Below are 18,797 nucleotides of genomic sequence, written 5' to 3' on the forward strand. Positions count from 1 at the left end.
TCGTGAATAGCTTTTGGAAGTCGCAATTCCGTCCAGTGGTGGACGAGATCATCAGTCGATCAGAAGTCGTATCTGTTCATGATCGTCTCTATCTTCTCTTCAGGACATCTTGGCCGCGCGTTGTTCATCAGAGGGCGTGAAATAGTCGCTGTCCTGGGCAAGGTGTTCCCACGCTTCGGCAACTGACCGAAACGATTGTTGTGCTTGGCCCGCGCCGGTCGAACGATCCAAATCCTTGAGGCCGCTCGCCGTCACGATGGCAACGACGCTGTCCGACCGCGCGATCGTGCCCTCGCATCTCAAGGATTCAATAGCTGCAAATGGCGTCACCGAGGCAAGCTCGGCAAACACTCCCTCCGTGGCCGCAAGCTGCTGCTGCATGGCTATCAGGCCGAAATTGCCGACCGGCATCGCCATGCCGCCGGATTCACGCAGCGCGTTGAGCGCCTGAAACGTGCTGCGTGTGGTGCCGATCGAGATGGCAAGCGTGTCGAAACCCGCGGGAACCTCGGCGACCAGATCGGCCTTGCCGGCAAGCGCCTTTGCCAAGGATCCGTGCACTTCCGCCGCCACGAGTCTCGGCAACCGATCGATCCTGCCTTGGCTGAGAAGATGCTTGAATCCCGCCCAGAGCCCGGCAAGCGCGTCGCCATAGCAAACAGGCACGGCGCACCAGTCCGGCACGGCTCCGTGCATCTGTTCGACGATCTCATAAGCCAAGGTCTTGTAGCCCTCGATCCCGACAGGATGACTGCCCACCACGGGGTTGTGAAACGGGGACGTCGCAAACCATCCGAGGCGCTCGGTACCAGCGGCAAGCAATGGCCAGCGATGGGACTTGTCGGCCAGGGATATGACGCTTGCGCCGTATTTGCGGATCTGCGCCAGCATTGCGCCGGCGGTGCCTGAGAATGTGACAACGACGCATTTCAGGCCCGCCCGTGCAGCATAGGCGGCAAGTGAGGCCCCGGCGTTGCCCGACGAAGCAGTCGCCACCACACGTGCGCCACTCAAACGTGCCATGGACACCGCCACGGTCGAGAAGCGGTCCTTGTGGGACCACGTAGGGTTTGCGCCCTCGTCCTTGATAAGAAGCTTGGGGACGCCGAGCTGCTTTCCCAGCCTCTCGGCGCTCAGCAGCGGCGTCAGGCCCTCGCCAAGGGAGATTGCATCGCCGAGCCCACAAGGAAGCGTGTCGGCATAGCGCCATAGCGAGGGCAGCGCGGCAACCGCTGCGGAAGCGGCCGACCTAGCTCCGGATGGATCGTAGACGACCTTAAGATTGGCTGGCGCTTCGGCGCAGCATATCGGGCAGCCGCGTGAGTCGATTTTGGTATCGATCGGGAACAAGGCGCCGCATCGAATACAGGAAAAACCTGCCGCGCGGCTCATAACGGAACCCGGGTGATTGCATCGTGCGTCTGCGTCAGCCGCTCCACTCCGCGCCGGCGAACAACCACCATGTCCTCCACCTGGAGTCCCCAGCGGCCGATTTCGTAGTAGGGGGTCTCCACGCACAGCACCATTCCTTCTTCAAGGACGTCTGTACTGCGCGCCGAGAGCGTCGGCGCATCGTAACCATCAAGGCCGATGCCATGGCCGACGTGATCGCGCTCGTAGTGGGCAATTCCTTCGCTCTGAACCACACGCACCACCGTCTCGAAGAGCTGTGCTGCCGGCATGCCGGGCCGGATAATATCGCAGGCATGCTGAACGCCGCGCAGCAGCGCCTGCTGTAGCCGATGCGCCTGCGGCGGCGGCTCGCCCAGCGTGGCGATGCGGGCAATGTCGGCGCGGTAGTGCCGAAACCGGCCACCGACGTCGAAGCGGATGATTTCTCCAGCGCCCAACTTGCGGTCGGACGGCTGGACGTTGATGAGCGCGCTGCGCTCGCCAAAGCCGATGCATCCCAGTACGGGCAGGGCGCCTTCCTCGACCGTCCTGACGTGAAAAGCGCGCGCCAGATCGGCTTCGGTGGCGCCTTCCTGAGCAAGGGCGAGGGCGGCTTGAATGGAGCGTTCGGCAATCTGGGCAACCTGGCCGAGCCGTTCGATTTCATCTGCCGTCTTTACGGCACGAACCTCGCGAAGCAGCGCCGTCGCTGGTAGGAACGACGCATTGGAAAAATGGGCTCTGAGGGTTTCCTGGTATCCTGGCGCGAGCCCCGCCTCGTCTATGCCGATCCGCGCGCGGCCGAGCCGGGCTTCTTCCAATGCCGCGATCAAAGCCGCAATTGCATCGCCATGCCTCGGCAGGTCGCGAAGCTGGAGGTGTCGTTCATTGGCGCGGTCCACGGTGGTCGAGGAACCGACATCGGCGTAAAAGTCGCCGTAGCGCCGCACCTTGCTAACCCAGACTTCCTGATCGGCAATGAGGTCGAGCGTGCTGGTGCTGGTGATGATTTCAGGCGTGCCCTTGTCCGGAGCCGGCCACATTACATAAGTCTGCGGACCACGACGAATCCATTGCGGCAGAGCCCAGAAGCCGCTCATATAGGTCACGTTTTCCGGTGTCGTGGCTATAACGGCATCAAGCCCGGCTGCCGACATGCATTGTTGCAGGCGGGCCTCGTTAAGCAGCATGGTGGGAATCCCGAGCCTGTTTTGCTTCCGGAAAGCCGAGGCCGGCAGAGATGCGCGCCGCAGCCGCCATTACTGCCTCTCCAGTCTCGCCGATCTCCACATGCGGCCCCACAGACCGGGGGTAGGCCACACTTATCGCCGCAATGATCATGCCTGATGCATCGCGAAGCGGTGCGCCGACAGCGATCAACCCGGTAAAGTTCTCGTCCAGGGAGGTTGTGTAGCCGATAGACTCGGAGGCTCTGATCTGAGCGATGAGCTTGTGCGGATCCGTGACGGTGCGTACGGCAACCTGCTCCAGCGGACCCCGTCCGAGAATTCCAACAACTGCATCGCCGCTCAGCTCCATCAGGAGTGCCTTACCCAGCGCGGTGGAGTGCAAGGGGAACATTTCGCCGGGTGACGAGCGAATGACGACCGGACTCTTGCTTTGCACGGTCAGGAGATAAATACCGCGATTGCCCCGCCTGATGCCCAGGAATGCATTGAGGCAACCTTCGGCGGCCAACGCCTGCAGTTCGATTTCTGCCAAACCAACCAGGCGATCTCTGTCCAGGACCTTCCGCGCCAGCGCGAGAACAGAGTGACCGAGCCGGTAGCGCCGCGAGTCTGGCGACTGCTCGACATAGCCCTGCTCTGCCAGGGTGTTCAGAATTCGCTGCACGGCGGGAGCACTCTGCTCAAGCCGGCGGGCGAGTTCGCGCACCCCGACCGCTTCGTCCGCTTCCTTGAGGACATTAAGAACCGCAAGGCCACGTTCCAACGAAAGATTTCCTGTCACTGGCGTTCCTTATTTCGGAATGGCGTTCCGCAATATGATGAGAAAAGCAGCAATGGCGGCGTCTGTCAATGACGAATGTTCACTATAGTGTGTCGTCCTAAAGTGTACGCAGCGACGACCATGCCCTCATGGACCTACGGGTGGTTGTCGGCTTGAACGTACAGAGGATTCGGCGTGCACAAGCCCTCTCTCAGGAGGAACTGTCGTTCCGTTCAGGGTTCACGCGCGCCTACCTGAGTGGTCTGGAGGCCGGCCGGCGCAACCCCACACTTCTGTCGCTTGCAAAGCTTGCCACTGCATTAAGCGTCGACATCGCGGAATTGACCAAACGGCCAGGCAAAGACGCCCCAGCTGTGGTGCAACGTGGGCGACGCAGCAGAAAATCCTGATCCTCCCGCGGCCTCTTAGCCGGTGGATTACGGCGAGTTGCGACGGACGAGCTGCTCCACGTCAACCTGCAATGCCAACGCCAGTACCTCCAAGGTATCGAGGGTCGGTGAGTTCTCCTCCCGCTCGAGCTTGCCGACATAGTTTCGATCAAGGCCGGCAAGGTCCGCGAGCTGTTCCTGCGACAAGCCGGTACCTTGGCGAAGCAACCTCAGATTGCGAGCAAAAACCGACCTAAGCCTCATGCTGCGAGGCAGTCAGAACGCGCCCTTTAGTGCCACCTACTATAGTAGTCAAACGTCATGCCGCATGTTGCGGTCGCGGCCAACTCATTTATTCTTTCTTTGTCTCAGTACATTGAAGGGGCGTGAAATGCCGGCAGTTCATGGGAGCGTCTTACAGCACCAGTTAGCGCAAATCTTTGAAGCAACCGCGCTGATTGATCGTGCAAGCAGCGTCGCCGAAATCATTCGGCAACTGCGCAAGAGCATCGAACGTCATGGCTATGCAGCCTGTCTCGTCACCGAATTGCCACGCCAGGACACCGGATCGCTGGATGGACACATCCTCGTCAACGGTTGGCCGGGGGAATGGTACGACCACTACATGGCTGCCGGGCACTATCGTCATGACCCTTGCGTTGCTTTGTGCCGTGGTGCGATCGGGCCGTTCCTTTGGAGGGACGTCCATCACGGCTTGACGAACGGCAATGCCAGGAGGGTGATGGATGAGGCAAAAGAATTTGGGCTTTGGGACGGGATCTGCATCCCAATCCAGGCTTCATTTGGCAATCCGGCCTGCGTAACGGTTGCCGGACGCGAAATTGATTTGGCGCCGACGGTGCGCTGCACCGTTCATGCGCTTGCGCGCCATGCCTACTCGGCTGCCGAACGACTCGTTGGCAGCTCGCTCGGGCGGCCGAGACAAAAGCTTTCCCAACGGGAGCGTGAAATCCTGCAGTGGGTCGCCGGCGGGAAGACCGCATGGGAGGTTTCCCGAATACTTGGCATTTCGGAAAACACCGTGACGACCCATCTGCGCAACATCAAGCAGAAGCTCAGCACCGCCAACGTCGTGCACGCCATTGTCGAGGCTTATCGCAGGCGCGAAATCGAACTTTGATCCATCCTCAGATCTGGGTATTTCATGGGCAATCGTCGCGTGGTCGGATGGGGTTCCATCTCGAGGAACCGCAATGATTCAGGTCCACGTTGTCGATGCGTCAAACAGCTTTGCGTATCGAGGGGATCTCGACAGTTACTTCCGCCTGCGACATGAAATCTATGTCGATGAACGTGGCTGGCACGAGTTGAGGCGCCCCAACAGTCGCGAGATCGACCCCTTTGATACACCAGAAGCGATTCATCTGCTCGGCATCCAGCCGGGAAGAGGTGTCGTTGCCGGATCCCGCCTGGTGCCGAGCCTCAGTCCGCATCTGATGAGCGAAATCTTTCCGCAACTTGCCGAAGGTGGCGTTCCACGCCGAGCCGATATCTATGAGTGGACGAGATTTTTCGTGGCCCGGGATTTTCGCGAGCCTGGTCGACCCTGCCAGGCCGGCGGCGTGATCTACTGCGGAATTCTGGAATTCTGCATTCAAAGAGGCATAGGCAATCTGACGATCGTCTGTGAGGACTACTGGTTCGACCGCTTGGCATCGATCGGCTGGTGCCCAAAGCAGCTTGGGTCTTCATTCAAGTGCGACGACATGACCATCATCGGCGTGATGGTCGACGTCGGCCCGTCTGCCTTGGCCGCGACGCGACAATTCTACCGCATAACCGACCCCGTGCTTTGGGCCGAAACGCCAATCAAGCGGCTGGCCTGACCGCGGCCGCCGTTGGGCGTTACGCCTCGAACGAACATGCTGCCTGGCAGACAAGTTGGTGGATGCCGGCGATGGTGCATCTACCTGTCAGCCGAAACGCTAATCGCAAAAACGGCCGCTCCAGTCACCACCGGGCGAAATCGGGCTGTTCGAAACCGGAGAATTTAAGCGATGGACTTGCCAACGTTTGGAAAAATCATGTCTCGACCGGCAGCCGGTTCGACCGCTTGATCTGCGCAAGCGCGAAGCTGGACTCGATCGAGGAGACGCCATCGAGCCGCGTCAGCTTTTCCTTCAGGAAGCGCTCATAGGCGTGCAGGTCGCGCACCACCACACGCAGCAGATAGTCGCGCTGGCCAGTCATCAGATAGCAATCGACCACCTCCGGCCAGCGCGCGATTGCCGCGTTGAACCGCTTCAGCTCGTTCTCGCGCTGGCGCTCAAGCTTGATCGAGGCAAACACCGAGATCGGCAGATCGACCATGTCCTGGTCGATCAGAGCGGCATAGCCGGTGATCACGCCCATATCCTCCATCAGCCGGACCCGGCGGGCGCAGGGGGAGGCCGAAAGGCCGACCCGCTCGGCAAGCTGCTGGGCCGTCATCCTGCCATCGACCTGCAGCGCAGCAATGATCTTTCGGTCGATACCGTCTAGTCGAGTTTTTGGCATGGAACGTTACTCCATTGGTCGATATTGCTGAAACCAGCTAACGCAGCTGCCATTCTCATGCAAGTTTAGCGACAATCGGTTCTTGCTCAGCCCTATGATTGCGACGATCGTAACCGAGAGTCTTGCAGCATGGACAAACAAAAACTGGAGGCACTTTCGGCGCTGGAGAAAAAGGTGCTCTGGCTGTCGACATGGATGATCCATAACGCCAATCACCTGCGCGAAAACACGGACGGCTTGAAGGTTGGCGGACACCAGGCGTCCTCGGCCTCGCTTGTGACGATCATGACCGCGCTTTATTTTTCGGTGCTGAGGCCGGACGACCGCATCGCGGTGAAGCCGCATGCTTCGCCAGTGTTTCACGCCATCCAGTATCTTCTGGGCAATCAGACCAGGGAGAAACTCGAAGGATTTCGCGCCTTCGGTGGCGCGCAAAGCTATCCGTCGCGGACCAAGGATGTCGACGACGTCGATTTCTCCACCGGTTCCGTAGGTCTCGGCGTCGCGCAGACGCTGTTTGCCTCGCTTGTGCAGGATTATCTCGGCGCTCGCGACCAAAATATGCCCGAGGGCCGCATGGTGGCGCTGCTCGGCGATGCCGAGATGGACGAAGGCAACATCTTCGAGGCGCTGCTCGAAGGCTGGAAACACGGCGTTCGCAATTGCTGGTGGATCGTTGACTACAATCGCCAGAGCCTCGATGCCGTTGTGCGCGAAGGCCTTTGGGAACGCTTCGAAAGCATCTTCAGGAATTTCGGCTGGGATGTGGTCATCCTGAAATACGGCAAGCTGCTCGAAGCCGCTTTTGCCGAGCCGGGCGGCGAGGCGCTGAGGGCCTGGATCGACGCCTGCCCGAACCAGCTTTATTCGGCGCTGACCTTTCAAGGCGGCGGCGCCTGGCGCAAGCGGCTGCTTGCCGACATGGGCGAAAAGCCGGGCCTGAAATCGCTTGTCGACCGGCGCTCCGATGTCGAACTCGCCGCGCTGATGACAAATCTCGGCGGCCACGACCTGCAGTGCCTGATCGAAGCTTTCGAGACGGCGCGCGGCAACGACCGGCCGACGTGCTTCATCGCTTATTCCATCAAGGGTTTCTGCCTGCCGCTGGCCGGCCACAAAGATAATCATGCCGGGCTGATGACCAAGGATCAGATGGCAGTCTTTCGCGCCTCGCTGTCGATCGGTGAGGGGCGGGAGTGGGATGCCTTCGAAGGCCTGGATATCGGCAAGGTTGATCTCACACGTTTCCTTGATGCTGTGCCTTTTGCCGCGAAAGGCCGGCGCCGCCGGCACGCCCAACGCATTCTCGTCCCCGATCGCCTCGGCCCGGAAGGCAAGGGCAGCGTCTCCACCCAGGTCGGATTCGGCAGGATCCTGGACGAGATTGCACGGGCCGGCGGGCCGCTTGCCGACGCTATCGTCACAACATCGCCCGATGTCACCGTTTCGACCAATCTCGGCCCCTGGGTCAACCGGCGCGGCCTGTTCGGGCGTCGCTCGCTTGCTGACACCTTCCGCAGCGAACGCATAGCATCGGCACAGAAATGGGAATTCGGCCCCTCCGGCCAGCACATCGAGCTTGGCATTGCCGAGAACAATTTGTTCATTCTGCTGTCGGCGCTCGGGCTGTCGCATTCGATTTTCGGCAAACGGCTGTTGCCGATCGGCACGCTCTACGATCCGTTCATCCAGCGCGGTCTCGATGCGCTCAACTATGCCTGCTACCAGGATGCACGCTTTCTCCTGGCAGCCACCCCGTCGGGCGTCACGCTGGCGCCGGAGGGTGGCGCGCACCAGTCGATCGCCACCCCGTTGATCGGCATGGCGCAGGACGGGCTTGCGGCTTACGAGCCGGCATTCGTCGATGAGTTGAGCGTCATCACGCGTTTTGCACTGGATTACATGCAGCGCGACGGCGAAGCCGTGCAATCGGAGCGCACCTGGCTGCGCGACCAGACCGGCGGCTCGGTCTATCTGCGGCTCTCGACGCGCCCGGTCGAGCAGATCATTCGTGCCATGGAGCCTGAGCTTGAGCAGGACATTGTCGACGGCGGCTATTGGCTGCGGCGTCCGGGTCCGAATCCCGAGGTGATCGTCGCCTATACAGGCGCCGTCGCGCCGGAAGCCATCGAGGCGGTCGGCATGATGGCGGAGGACCGTCGCGACGTCGGTCTTCTGGCCGTGACCTCGGCCGACAGGCTGAACGCAGGCTGGACGGCGGCAAGCCGTGCACGTGAGCGCGGCCTTGTTCATGCCAGGAGCCATGTCGAAAGGCTGTTCGCCGAGCTTCCGGCCCATTGTGCCATCGTCACCGTCGCCGACGGCCACCCGGCCGCGCTGGGCTGGCTGGGCTCAGTCTACGGCCATCGCACGCGCAGTCTCGGCGTCGAGCACTTTGGCCAGTCGGGGACAATCGGTGACCTTTACCGGCACTTCGGAATAGACGCCAATTCCATAGCGACAGCCGCCGACCGGATTGCTGGTGGGCGCCCCATCCGCTATCTGCGCGCGCTGGATTGATGCTGGCGACATTCTCTGGCCGGGGCCTCGTCGTGGATCTGAAGTCATGCCACTCGCTGCTCGGGTAACGCAATGTCTGAACGGCGCCTCTGTCGGACCGGGCTAGTGCTGAAGCCCGGTGATCATGGCGACAATCTCGTTCTTGTCGGTCTCGCTGGTCTTGCGCACGCCGATCTGTTTGCCACGTCTCAGAACACAGATCCGATCTGAGAGCCTGAACACCTGGTCGAGGCTGTGGCTGATGATCAGCACGCCGATATTGCGCTGCTTCAGCGACAGAACAATCGTCTCGACCTTGGCGGTCTCGGCAACGCCGAGCGCGGCGGTTGGCTCGTCGAGCAGGATCAGCTTGCTTGCCCAGTGCGTGGCGCGCGCGATCGCCACGCCCTGGCGCTGGCCGCCCGAAAGATCGCGGATGGTGGCGTGAGCCGATGGGATGCGAACGTCGAGATCCTTCACCAGCTTTTCGGTGTCGTCGATCATCCGGCGTCGGTCGAGCAGGCCGAAGCGGTTCACCGGCTCGCGGCCAAGAAACATGTTCATGTAGACGGTCTGCTGATCGGCGAGCGCCAGGTCCTGATAGACCACCTCAATGCCGTGTGCGCGCGCCATGGTGGCGCTCGACATTGCCACCGCCTGCCCCTCGATGATGATCGTCCCGGATGTCGGAGCATGGACCCCTGTCACGATCTTGACCAGCGTCGACTTGCCGGCACCGTTATCGCCGACCAACGCTACTATCTCGCCGGGATAGAGCTCGAGCGAGAAATTTTCGATGGCGGTGAGGCCGCCGAAATTCTTGCGGATGTCGCGCAGCTGCAAAACAGGGGGCGTGCCGGTCGTGGTCGCGTTCATCACTTGCTCCTAGACAGGCCAGGCAGCGGTTTCGCCAAAACCGTTTTCGATCGTTTCGACTTGGGGCGCCCCCTTTGAGACACCGGAGATGCCGACCACGTAGGCGCGGGTCACGAACGCCTGGCCACGAAAGCCGAACACCGCCGTGTCGCCGGGGCGTGGAGCATTGGCGCCGCTAGCGTCAATCATTGCGTAATAGTCGATTGCCGCAGGCGGCGGCACCTCGACGCTTCTGAGCGCGGCGGCGGCCGTGGTGGGTTCTGCGGACACGATTGCCTTCACCTCGTAGTCCGGAAAGATCGGATCGATATAGAAGCCGCCACCCAGGCAGTAGGCTTTGCCGCCAGACAAATGCGAGACCTCGGTCAAATACAGAACGGCAGGGAGCTCCGGCAGATCCTCCATGACGTGCAGGGCGGTGGTGCCGGCCAAGCCATTGCCCGGTTCACATTGCGTGGCGCCGGCTTCGGCCAGCGCGCCAAGCAGGACACTCGACGTTGTGCCGGGCGCGTTCACCTCTATGTCGCTGCGGCCGGACTTGGCGAGCGCTTCGGCAGCTCTGCCCAGTGTCGCCAGATTGTGTGTCGGCAGGACCGTTCGCGTGGTCTGGTCGAACAACAGCGCCGGGAAGGTGGTGATACCAGCGAACCGTGCGCCGTCGAGACCATCCAGTTTTTCGGCGACCGCGGCGATATCGGCCGCCTCAAAACCACCTTCGTGGCCGCGGTAGAAAACGTCACCATCGGCGCGAATGCGGGCAAGTAGGTTTTGCGTGTACCCGGCGAGCCTTGCGCCGGCAGCGGCTTCTTCAGCCTTGGTGTCGTTGAAGACGGTCCAATAGTCCGGCCTGAATGTTTTGGCCGCCGCATTGGCCTCGTGCCTTGCGATCTGCTGCAGGTGGCCAAGATGACCGAGCCTCAGGCCGGCTCTGTGCGTTGCCCGCGCGCAGGCCATGTCGACGGCAACGGCCTGATCGATGCCGCCACGCTTGAGCGCATGGCAGAACGAACTGGCGCGGCCGACCTGCTTGGTCATCGCGAAAATCTTCAGGCCGAACCGGTCGGCCTCGCGCTTCAGAACCCGGGCGTTGCTTTCGACGGCATCGAGGTCGAGCACATAGGAATTAGCCGGCAGCTTTCCTTCCTGGTGCAGGCGCGTGGCGCTTTCTATAAAGCTCGGATTGCGGCGCCGCAGAACATCGAGGAACATGACAAAACTCCTTCAACGGGACTTTTCGCGCAGCGATACGGCGACGGCGGCAAGAATGATCAAGCCGCGCACGATCATCTGGTCGGAGACGGACAGGCCCATCAGGATGAGGCCGTTGTTCAGCATGCCCATCATAAGCGAGCCGACCAGCGCACCGACAATCGATCCCTTGCCGCCGTTAAGCAGGGTTCCGCCGACAATGACGGCCGCTATCACCGTCATAAGGTCGGTTTCGCCGAGCGTGTATTTCGCAGCCTGCAGCCGGCCGGCATAGAGCAGCCCGGCAAGGCCGGCGAGTCCGCCGCTTATGGTCAGAACGGCCAGCCTTATCTGCGCCACGCTGATGCCGGAAACACTGGCGGCACGGCTGTTGTCGCCGGTGGCCAGCACATGGGCGCCGAAGCGCGTCTCGCGAAAGATGAGATGCGCGATCGCAACGGCAATGACCGTCCACCAGATCAACGACGGAACACCCAGCAAAGAACCTGAGCCGAAGAAGCCGGTGAAGGCGTCGTTGGTGACCGGGATCGACCGCAAATCGGTCATCGAGCGAGATACCCCGGCAAACAACCCGAGCGTCGCCAGTGTTACCAGGAATGAAGGCAACTTAACGTAAGCCACGAGGGCGCCGTTGAGCAGGCCGATCAGCAGGCCGGCGCCGAGGCCGGCCAGCACCCCGGCCAACAAGCCGTAGGCGTTTATCGCCACCGCGGCGGCAAGGGCTGCCACGGCAACGATCGAACCTATCGAAAGATCAATCTCGCCCGCCGACATGACAAAGACGAGGCCGATCGCCATGATCGTCACGGGTGCCGTCTGCAGCACGATGTTCGACAGGTTGCGGACCGTCAGAAAACCGCTGTCCTTCAGTACGATCGCGAAGAACAGGAAGATCGCCAGAAATCCGAGATAGACGACATATTGCTGCAGGTTGAAGCGGCTGACCAAGCTCGCTGCCCGGCCGGGGCTGGTGTTGATACTCGACATTCTCACTTCCTCCGGCGGGGCGCCATTGTCTGCCGCTACTTCATGGCGGCCGCGATGGTCGCGGGCACGTCCTTGTTGAGGGACCGCTTCCACCCGTCCTTGACAGTGTCCTTGGTGACGGCGAGGGAATCGACCACGATGAACGGCGCGGCCTTCTTGCCGATCAACGCGGCGGCCGTGGCGCGTGCCAGCGTCACGCCGATGTCGTAGGCTTCGTCTGCGATGAGTGCCGCAACGTTGCCGCCTTTCACCATGTCCAATGCCGCCGGTTCGTTCAGGTCGAGCGTGACGATCTTGGTGTGGCTGTTGCCGGCCGCCCGCAATGTGGACAGCACGCTAAGCGCCGGCTCAGCCCAGGTGACATAGATACCGTCGAGGTCTGGGTGCTGTGTGATCATCGCCTGCGCGATCTCCTCGCTGCGCGCGGGGTCGGCCATTCCGGCCTCGGCCACGATCTTCATGTCCGGATAGTCCTGCTCGATCGTGTGCTTGAATGCTCCATCGCGCTGGTTGGTGACGTAGAAATCGGCATCGTGAAAGATGTAGCCGACCTTGCCCTGCTTGCCGAGCGCGTCGGCCATTGCGATCCCGGCCTTGTTGCCCATCTGGAAAAGGTCGTCCGAAACGATGGTCACATAGTCCTTGTCCTGAACGTAGCCTGCCGGCGAATTGTCGACGAATCCCAATTTCACGCCGGCCTGGCGCGCAGGATCAAAGACGATGGCCGCACTTGCGGGATCGACCGGTAGGGACAGTATAATAGAGGGCCTTTTGGCGAGTACTGTCTCGACGTCGGATTTCTGCCGGGCCGCATCAAAGCCAGCGTCGGTCTGAGCGACGACCCTGATGCCGAGCCGCTTCAACTCGTCCTGGGCGCCGCTGTTCACCGCGTTGGTGTATTCGCTCATCTCATGCCAGACCAGCGCGGCGGTGTATTTGCCGTCCTTGATCTGCTGCTCCTCAGCTGGTGTGAGCACGACGCTCTTTGCCGGCGTCGGCTTTTCCCCGTTCGGTCCCGTGGTGGTGCCCTCGGCTGCGAAGGCGTTGGCGGCGACGAGCGCTACCAGTGCCGACAACATTCCAATTGCTGTGCGCATGTCAGTTCCCCTTGTTTTTATGATGTCGGCGGCCCTGATTGGCCGCCGGGCATTCGCCTGTCATTTGGCCGCGTCGAGCACCGATTGCGGCGCGTCACGGTTCAACGAATCCTTCCAGCCCTGCGCAACGTTCTGCTTGGTCACGGTAAGCGCCGGGGCAACGACGAAGGCCGGGGTCTCCTGGCCGAGCAGCGCCTTGACGCCGACAGCGGCCATGGCGCGACCGAGCTCATACGCCTTGTCGGCCACCAGTGCGGTCACATTACCGCCCTTGACCATATCGAGCGCCACCGGTTCGGCGAGGTCGAGCGTGACGATCTTGGTCTTGGTGTTTCCGCTTGCCCGCAAGGCCGACAGCACGCCGTCGGCCGGTTCGGCCCAGGTGACGTAGATGCCGTCAAGATCGGGATGCTGCACGAGCATGGCGCTGGCCAACTCTTCTGCCCGCGCCGGATCGGAGATCCCCTGCTCGGCGACGATCTTGATACCGGGATAATCCTTCTCGATCGTTGTCTTGAAAGCCTGGTCGCGCTGGTTCGTCACATAGTAACTGGCGTCGTGGAAGATGTAGCCGACCTTGCCCTTGCCATCGAGCGCCTTGGCCAGTGCATCGGCCGCCTGCTTGCCCATCTGGAACAGGTCGTCAGTGACGATGGCGGCATAGTCGGTTCCGTGCTTGTAGCCTTTCGGCAGATTGGAAAGGAATACCAGCTTGGTGCCGTCGGTGAGCGCCTGACGGAACGCCTCGGCCGAAGTGACCGGATCGAGGGGCAGCGACAGGATGACGTTTGGCTTCGCCGCGAGCGCGGTTTCGATGTCGCTGCGCTGGCGCGCGGCGTCAAAGCCCGCGTCGGTGGTGGCGACGATTTGAATGCCGGCACGGGCAAATTCATCCTTGGCACCGGACGTGACCGCATTCGTGAAGTCGGAGGAGGTGTGCCACAGCAGCGCCGCCTTGTAGCCCTTCTCCTTTACTGCGGCCAGGTCTGCATCCGACAATCTAACCTCGGCGCTGGGTGTCGCCGTCTCGCCGCTTGGTCCTACTGTCTGTGCGCCGGCACCGCCGGCCAACAGCATAAGGCTGCCTGCAAGTGCTGTAGCAACAAGTCTGTTTATCAGCATGGTAGTTCTCCCATTTTCGCTCTCAGTTGTCCTTCATTCCGTAACGCCGCAACACTCCACCATGAACCGGGCGAAGCCTACGACGCCCGCCAGATATTCCTCGACATCGACGTGTTCGTCGAAGGTGTGGCAGTTGCGAATGTCGCCTGGCGCGCAGTACACGGCGGGGATGCCGAGCCGGTTGGTGAAAAATGATGACTCTGACCAGAATGGCGCGCCTTCGATGGCCCCGCGACCAGCCATCGATCGGGCCATGGCGGCAGCAAGAGCGCCGACCTCCGGCCTGTCAGGTGCAATCTCGGCGGCGTTACCCCCAAGCGGATGATCGCGGCCTGCCGGATAGGCGAACGCCAACATAATTTCGGGATCGGTGATGGCGCCGCGCACCACTGCCTCGATTTCGGCGGCGGCCTCGTCCAGCGACTCGCCGGGCAACAGCTTGCGGATCAGCGACAACGTGCAGCGTTCGGGCACCGCGATGTAGCCGCCGCCCGCAAGCCCGGTGATCAGCAGGAAGCCACGCCCAATCAGCGGGTGCTCGGCTCTTGTTGCAACATCTTCCGAATGCTTCCACAGCGCGCTCATGACGGCGTGGCTTGCACGCAAGGCATCCTTGCCGAGTTCGGGTACGCCGAAATAGGCTGATCGTCCGGTGATGGTGATGTCGGTAATGAAGAAGCCAATTTGGGCCGGATAAACCGAAAGGCGGGTAGGCTCCACATAGACGACGAAATCGGGCGCAAAGACTTCGCCTCTCTCAATGCGGCCGACGAAATCCTTGATGCCGGCGGAGACGCCGGTTCCAGGCTGGCCGCTCTCCTCGTCGCCGACGAAGGCAAAGGCAACGTCGCCGGCCAGTTGGATGTCGGCTGTGTCGAGCAGAGAGAGTGCCGACAGCGCGGAGCAGATGCCGGCCTTGAGGTCGCCGGCGCCGCGGCCCCAGATCTGCCCGTCGATCATTGGCGCGGCAAACGGATCCTGCTTGGCGGTGCCAGCCCAGTGCTCGCGCCAGCCCTCGACATGGACCGTATCGGTGTGGCCGATGAAGAGCAGCCGCTTCCCGGCGCCAGCACCTTTGCGCTCACCCCAGACGTTGGGCCGGCCGGGCGCGAATTCCGCACGCCGAATTTCGCTCAAGCCAAGCACGCGCATCCGGTCTTCAAGGAAGTCGACAAAGTTTTCTTCGTGACCGGTTATGCTTTCGCGGCCGATTGCCCCCTGCAGAAGCTCCACCGCTGCGTCGCAATCGAGGGCGGCGCGCAAGCGGGCGGTGATGTCCTTTAAGGCGGTCATAGCGTGGCCTCGCGCAGCACGGCCGAACTGGCTGGGGGAAGCGAAATGCGTCCGTCGGGCGCGTCGACGCCGAACAGTGTGTTGTGCAACTGGCTGAGCCCGATGGCGGCAGCGCCGATGAGCGCTGCCCGCGACCCGAGTTCGCTGGCCTCAACGGCGATAGGGTAGGGGAAGCAGCGCGGCAGCAGGTCCCTAACGCGCAACAGGATTTCCGGCCGCAGCCCGATCGAGCCGCCCAGGACGACCTTTTGCGGATTGGCAATTGCCGCTATGGCCACAATGCCTTGTGCGAGGTAGCGCGCGATTTCGTCGAGCACCGTCGCGGCATGCCTGTCTCCAGCCAATGCACCGCGGAAAATCGTCGGCACGTTGACGATGTTGCCCGTCAGCGTTGCGTAGCGTTCAACCATGGCGTTGGTTGCGACCACGCGCTCGAAAGCGCCGGCGCGCAACGATGTCGGCGCGAAAGGATCGGCGCCAATCGGCAAAAAGCCCATCTCGCCGGCTGCATTGCTGGCGCCCCGCACCAGATTGCCTGCAACCATGAGGCCGCTGCTGATACCGGTACCCAGCGCTATGAAGGCGAGATTGTCGATACCGCGGCCGCACCCCTGCCAGTTCTCGCCGAGCACCGCCAGATTGACATCGTTCTCGATCATCACATGAAACCCGAATGCCTGCTCGAAGGCGCGAACGACATTCATCGTGCCAAAGCCGGCAATATTCGGGGCAAGCAGGACGCGGCCCGTCTTCTTGTCGGGTGCACCGGGAACACCAATCACCGCCAGCCTTATCTTTGTGCGCGAGATTCGGTGCCTATCGGCCGCCTGAAGCGCTAGATCCACGATCTGGTCGACGATGAACTGTCCGCCCCGAGGATCGGTCGGCGCCGTTTCCTCTGCGAATATCTGGCAGGCAAGATCGGTGAGGGCGACCCGGACTTTGGCGCCGCCGAGGTCGACGGCCGCGATGTAGGCCGCGTCAAATACGAGTTCGTAAGTGACAGCCGTGCGTCCGACATGTCCGCTCGTACGCCCTCTCTCCTGCACCCAGCCTTCCTGCTCGAGTGTCCTGACGATCTCGGAGATTGTCTGCTTGGACAAGCCGGTCTGCTTTGCGATTGAAGCGCGCGAGATCGGCCCGCCTTGCACGATCGCCTCCATGACGGAGCGCTGCGAGAACTGACGAGAAATTCGCGGGACTTCGTTCAACAGCAGCTCCGATTAATTCGTTCTATGACCGAACTTAATAATCATTTTGGACGGCCGTCAACTGGCCGCTCAACAAGGGGTTTGTCTACCATGCGACGGAGTGTCGCAAAACCAAAAACGGGGAAGAAATCAATGCTTTAACGAATCAGCCCTTCATCCATTAAAGCCTCGCAAAGTTGTCTAGGTGCAGAATAGGAGCGGCGTCTACAACTGCTCGCGGCGCCAATGGCGTACAAAGAGCATTCGTCGACGAAGCTGATGCACGACGCGCCATTAACCACCACCAGCCTGCGGTGCTGTTATCCCGTGAGTCGGTAGGGGGAAAGCCCGGACTAGCGTCCCGAGCATTTGTGGCGCAACTGCGACGTTCCCGGCTACGCTGACCGCATCGTCGGAGATTTTTCATTCACGTTGATGAGCCATTGGGGCCCGTCATTTCCCGCGTGGCGAAGGGCAGCAATGCGCCTCTCGGCCGTAGAGATCAGCTTCTCCGCATCCTGAAAGCAGACATCGCAAGCGAGGACTCCGGAGGTCGCGGTTGCGCCCTCAAGCCCCGCCCGTCGACCAGATAGAAGATCGCATTGGCCTCGCCGCCCGGCATCGTCTCGCTGAACTGGATGCGGCTGTTAGGCTGGATCAGACCGAGCAGGGTCTCCGCCGCACGATAAGCCTAAATTTCTTCCGCGAGCAATATCCTGGCCTCCTTGGCAGCAGCGATGAACGCCTGGCGCGCTATCCTTGGTGGTTTTTCTCCACGGATTACGGCAAGGCATGCTTCGATTGCGGCGAGCCGCGACTTGCCTTCCGGCGTCGGCCAATCCCTCAGCAGAACTTCGGCCGCGTCGGATACCGACGCAACAACTCTGTCGCGATCGATCCGGCCGGGTTGAACGACGACGGGCTTTCTGAAACGTCTCGTACCCACGACAGCCTCCAAGAAAAAGTTATGTTAGCTTCTGCGGATCCTTTGCGCCACATCAAACGTCCGCAAGTAACTAAAAGGCATCCGCTTGGCCCAGAAGCTGCCGCCGCGATGGACGCTGGTCAGTGCTTCAGCACGTCGGGCTTGGCCCCGAGTTTCGAAGAGCGCATCGCCAAGAGCGGCGTTACCCAATAAATGATGCACAAATACCCAGTGAAGCGGAGTTCTCCGAACACCGCGAAATGGAATCTCGGGCCTGAATTTTACTCCATATCCGGCCACGAACTCAAATCTGGATAGAAACTCGGGGCAACGTCAGTCTCCATAGTCGATCTCGGCCAAGCGGTGTGCGTTGCCGGATTGGAGTTCAGATGACCGCGCATGCTTGGTGGAATTCGAGCCTTGCCGCGCGCGGAAACGGTTCTTGCCCGTGCCGTAACCAAAGATTGCAGATGAAAATCACTTTGACTGCCCGGTGGCACGGCATCGCTGTCGAAACCGGACATCAGGCCCCAATCGATGCTCAGGGCTTCCTTCTTAAGCGCAGTAACTTTGAAACAAATCATGCCGGCAGGCGTTCCAGGATGGCGGGCGGCGTTGCCGGAGGACCCAATGCCCGACGAATACAATGACATCGTCATCCCCCAAGACCACGATGCATCGCCACTTCGGGAGGAGGAGTATTTCGTCCTCTGCCCGGCGTGCGGCCAGGCGTTCGACATCAGGTGTATGGCAGAGGCGCTTCATCACAACGAGCTAGGCCACGAGCCATACGACCTCGACTCGTAGTCGGCAGTGATGGACGACCGTCGACGAGCGTTTGGAGATGTCCCTTCACGGCTTCTATGCGAGCCGGGTCGAGACCAACACCGAGGGTAAGCTCTCGCTCATCTGGCCGGTCGCGTTGCCGACTGATCGGCCTAGAACGAATCCCTGTCGCGAGGGCGGACCTTCGCCGGCACGCTATGTCTTCACAGGAACTTGCGGGCTTTCGATGCGGCCGTCACCGACCGGGTTGTTAACCCAGGGCGACGGCGCCTACTCCACCGCAACCATGTCGCCCAGTTCTGTCGCGGCGCTCCGAAGCAGACCTGTTGCCGGCATCGGGTGCCGGGACCAACATGTGATCTCCATAATGCGTAAGAGCCGAAGGCCCATCGCCGGCAACAAGTCGCTCATTGCAGAGAAAGGTTACGATCGATCGGATGCCCGCGTTGCCTTCACGCGAAATGTTGCTGGGCGCCTCCTTCGACAGCGCGCACATGCGACACGTCCTGGCCGGGCGCGGCGCCTGTTGCCGAGAGCGACGATCGCGAATGTGCGAACGGCTGGA

At 61.4% G+C, this 18,797-nt stretch carries 19 protein-coding genes; 6 read left to right on the plus strand and 13 right to left on the minus strand.

Annotated elements, in window-relative coordinates; genetic code table 11:
• Positions 1-99: 99 nt before the first annotated feature.
• Genes NKI59_RS28980 through NKI59_RS28990 form a run of 3 tightly spaced genes read right to left on the minus strand, consistent with a single transcriptional unit; the run spans position 100 to position 3,345 of the window.
• Positions 100-1,392 (minus strand): threonine synthase, encoded by a 1,293-nt coding sequence (locus NKI59_RS28980; protein WP_352595453.1) that lies wholly within the window; start codon positions 1,390-1,392, stop codon positions 100-102.
• Positions 1,389-2,582 carry a M24 family metallopeptidase gene (locus tag NKI59_RS28985; RefSeq protein ID WP_352708134.1) on the minus strand — a complete coding sequence of 398 codons (1,194 nt, stop codon included), beginning with the start codon at positions 2,580-2,582 and terminating at the stop codon, positions 1,389-1,391. Before NKI59_RS28985 ends, NKI59_RS28980 begins: the two co-directional genes overlap by 4 nt.
• Positions 2,572-3,345, minus strand: coding sequence for an IclR family transcriptional regulator (locus NKI59_RS28990; RefSeq protein WP_352595448.1), 774 nt, complete (start codon positions 3,343-3,345; stop codon positions 2,572-2,574). The genes NKI59_RS28985 and NKI59_RS28990 overlap by 11 nt, the downstream gene beginning before the upstream one ends.
• Positions 3,346-3,491: 146 nt before the next feature.
• Between NKI59_RS28990 and NKI59_RS28995 the strand changes: the two genes are divergently transcribed.
• Complete coding sequence (locus NKI59_RS28995; RefSeq protein WP_352595445.1) at positions 3,492-3,752, plus strand: helix-turn-helix domain-containing protein; 261 nt, start codon at positions 3,492-3,494, stop codon at positions 3,750-3,752.
• Between the two features lie 27 nt (positions 3,753-3,779).
• On the opposite strand, the gene NKI59_RS29000 is transcribed toward NKI59_RS28995, so the two are convergent.
• Positions 3,780-3,995, minus strand: a complete 216-nt coding sequence (locus NKI59_RS29000; protein ID WP_352595442.1) for a helix-turn-helix domain-containing protein — start codon at positions 3,993-3,995, stop codon at positions 3,780-3,782.
• A 127-nt stretch (positions 3,996-4,122) separates the two neighbouring features.
• Here NKI59_RS29000 and NKI59_RS29005 point away from each other — a divergent pair, with 127 nt between their 5' ends.
• Positions 4,123-4,872, plus strand: coding sequence for an autoinducer binding domain-containing protein (locus NKI59_RS29005; RefSeq protein WP_352595439.1), 750 nt, complete (start codon positions 4,123-4,125; stop codon positions 4,870-4,872).
• Positions 4,873-4,945: 73 nt separating this feature from the next.
• Entirely contained in the window at positions 4,946-5,578 is a 633-nt protein-coding gene (locus tag NKI59_RS29010) for an acyl-homoserine-lactone synthase (RefSeq protein WP_352708136.1), read from the plus strand.
• A 196-nt stretch (positions 5,579-5,774) separates the two neighbouring features.
• Here the strand turns inward: NKI59_RS29010 and NKI59_RS29015 are convergent, their stop codons facing one another.
• On the minus strand, positions 5,775-6,248 hold the full coding sequence (locus NKI59_RS29015; RefSeq protein ID WP_352595435.1) for an Lrp/AsnC family transcriptional regulator: 474 nt from the start codon (positions 6,246-6,248) through the stop codon (positions 5,775-5,777).
• Positions 6,249-6,377: 129 nt separating this feature from the next.
• On the opposite strand from NKI59_RS29015, the gene NKI59_RS29020 reads away from it, so the two are divergent.
• Positions 6,378-8,768: a thiamine pyrophosphate-binding protein gene (locus NKI59_RS29020; protein ID WP_352708137.1), complete on the plus strand. Its 2,391-nt coding sequence runs from the start codon at positions 6,378-6,380 to the stop codon at positions 8,766-8,768.
• A 102-nt stretch (positions 8,769-8,870) separates the two neighbouring features.
• Here NKI59_RS29020 and NKI59_RS29025 read toward each other — a convergent pair whose 3' ends face one another.
• The 7 genes from NKI59_RS29025 to NKI59_RS29055 are packed head-to-tail and all read right to left on the minus strand — an operon-like array spanning position 8,871 to position 16,542.
• A complete protein-coding gene (locus NKI59_RS29025) occupies positions 8,871-9,623 on the minus strand; it encodes an ATP-binding cassette domain-containing protein (RefSeq protein ID WP_352458022.1) in 753 nt (250 codons plus the stop codon).
• A 9-nt stretch (positions 9,624-9,632) separates the two neighbouring features.
• Positions 9,633-10,832, minus strand: coding sequence for an alanine racemase (locus tag NKI59_RS29030; RefSeq protein ID WP_352708138.1), 1,200 nt, complete (start codon positions 10,830-10,832; stop codon positions 9,633-9,635).
• A gap of 12 nt (positions 10,833-10,844) precedes the next feature.
• Positions 10,845-11,819 (minus strand): ABC transporter permease, encoded by a 975-nt coding sequence (locus NKI59_RS29035; protein WP_352621950.1) that lies wholly within the window; start codon positions 11,817-11,819, stop codon positions 10,845-10,847.
• A gap of 35 nt (positions 11,820-11,854) precedes the next feature.
• Entirely contained in the window at positions 11,855-12,916 is a 1,062-nt protein-coding gene (locus NKI59_RS29040; protein ID WP_352708139.1) for a substrate-binding domain-containing protein, read from the minus strand.
• Positions 12,917-12,976: 60 nt separating this feature from the next.
• On the minus strand, positions 12,977-14,038 hold the full coding sequence (locus NKI59_RS29045; protein ID WP_352708141.1) for a substrate-binding domain-containing protein: 1,062 nt from the start codon (positions 14,036-14,038) through the stop codon (positions 12,977-12,979).
• Between the two features lie 33 nt (positions 14,039-14,071).
• Positions 14,072-15,331, minus strand: coding sequence for a M20 family metallopeptidase (locus tag NKI59_RS29050; RefSeq protein ID WP_352708142.1), 1,260 nt, complete (start codon positions 15,329-15,331; stop codon positions 14,072-14,074).
• Complete coding sequence (locus tag NKI59_RS29055) at positions 15,328-16,542, minus strand: ROK family transcriptional regulator (protein WP_352708143.1); 1,215 nt, start codon at positions 16,540-16,542, stop codon at positions 15,328-15,330. Before NKI59_RS29055 ends, NKI59_RS29050 begins: the two co-directional genes overlap by 4 nt.
• A 538-nt stretch (positions 16,543-17,080) precedes the next feature.
• Between NKI59_RS29055 and NKI59_RS35205 the strand changes: the two genes are divergently transcribed.
• Entirely contained in the window at positions 17,081-17,659 is a 579-nt protein-coding gene (locus tag NKI59_RS35205) for a hypothetical protein (protein WP_502897462.1), read from the plus strand.
• Between the two features lie 68 nt (positions 17,660-17,727).
• Here the strand turns inward: NKI59_RS35205 and NKI59_RS29065 are convergent, their stop codons facing one another.
• Complete coding sequence (locus NKI59_RS29065; protein WP_352708145.1) at positions 17,728-18,030, minus strand: hypothetical protein; 303 nt, start codon at positions 18,028-18,030, stop codon at positions 17,728-17,730.
• A 46-nt stretch (positions 18,031-18,076) separates the two neighbouring features.
• Here NKI59_RS29065 and NKI59_RS29070 point away from each other — a divergent pair, with 46 nt between their 5' ends.
• On the plus strand, positions 18,077-18,253 hold the full coding sequence (locus tag NKI59_RS29070) for a hypothetical protein (RefSeq protein ID WP_352495879.1): 177 nt from the start codon (positions 18,077-18,079) through the stop codon (positions 18,251-18,253).
• Positions 18,254-18,797 lie beyond the last annotated feature (544 nt).

Source organism: Mesorhizobium sp. M0598 (assembly GCF_040320865.1).
In the GTDB taxonomy this organism is placed as follows: Bacteria; Pseudomonadota; Alphaproteobacteria; order Rhizobiales; family Rhizobiaceae; genus Mesorhizobium.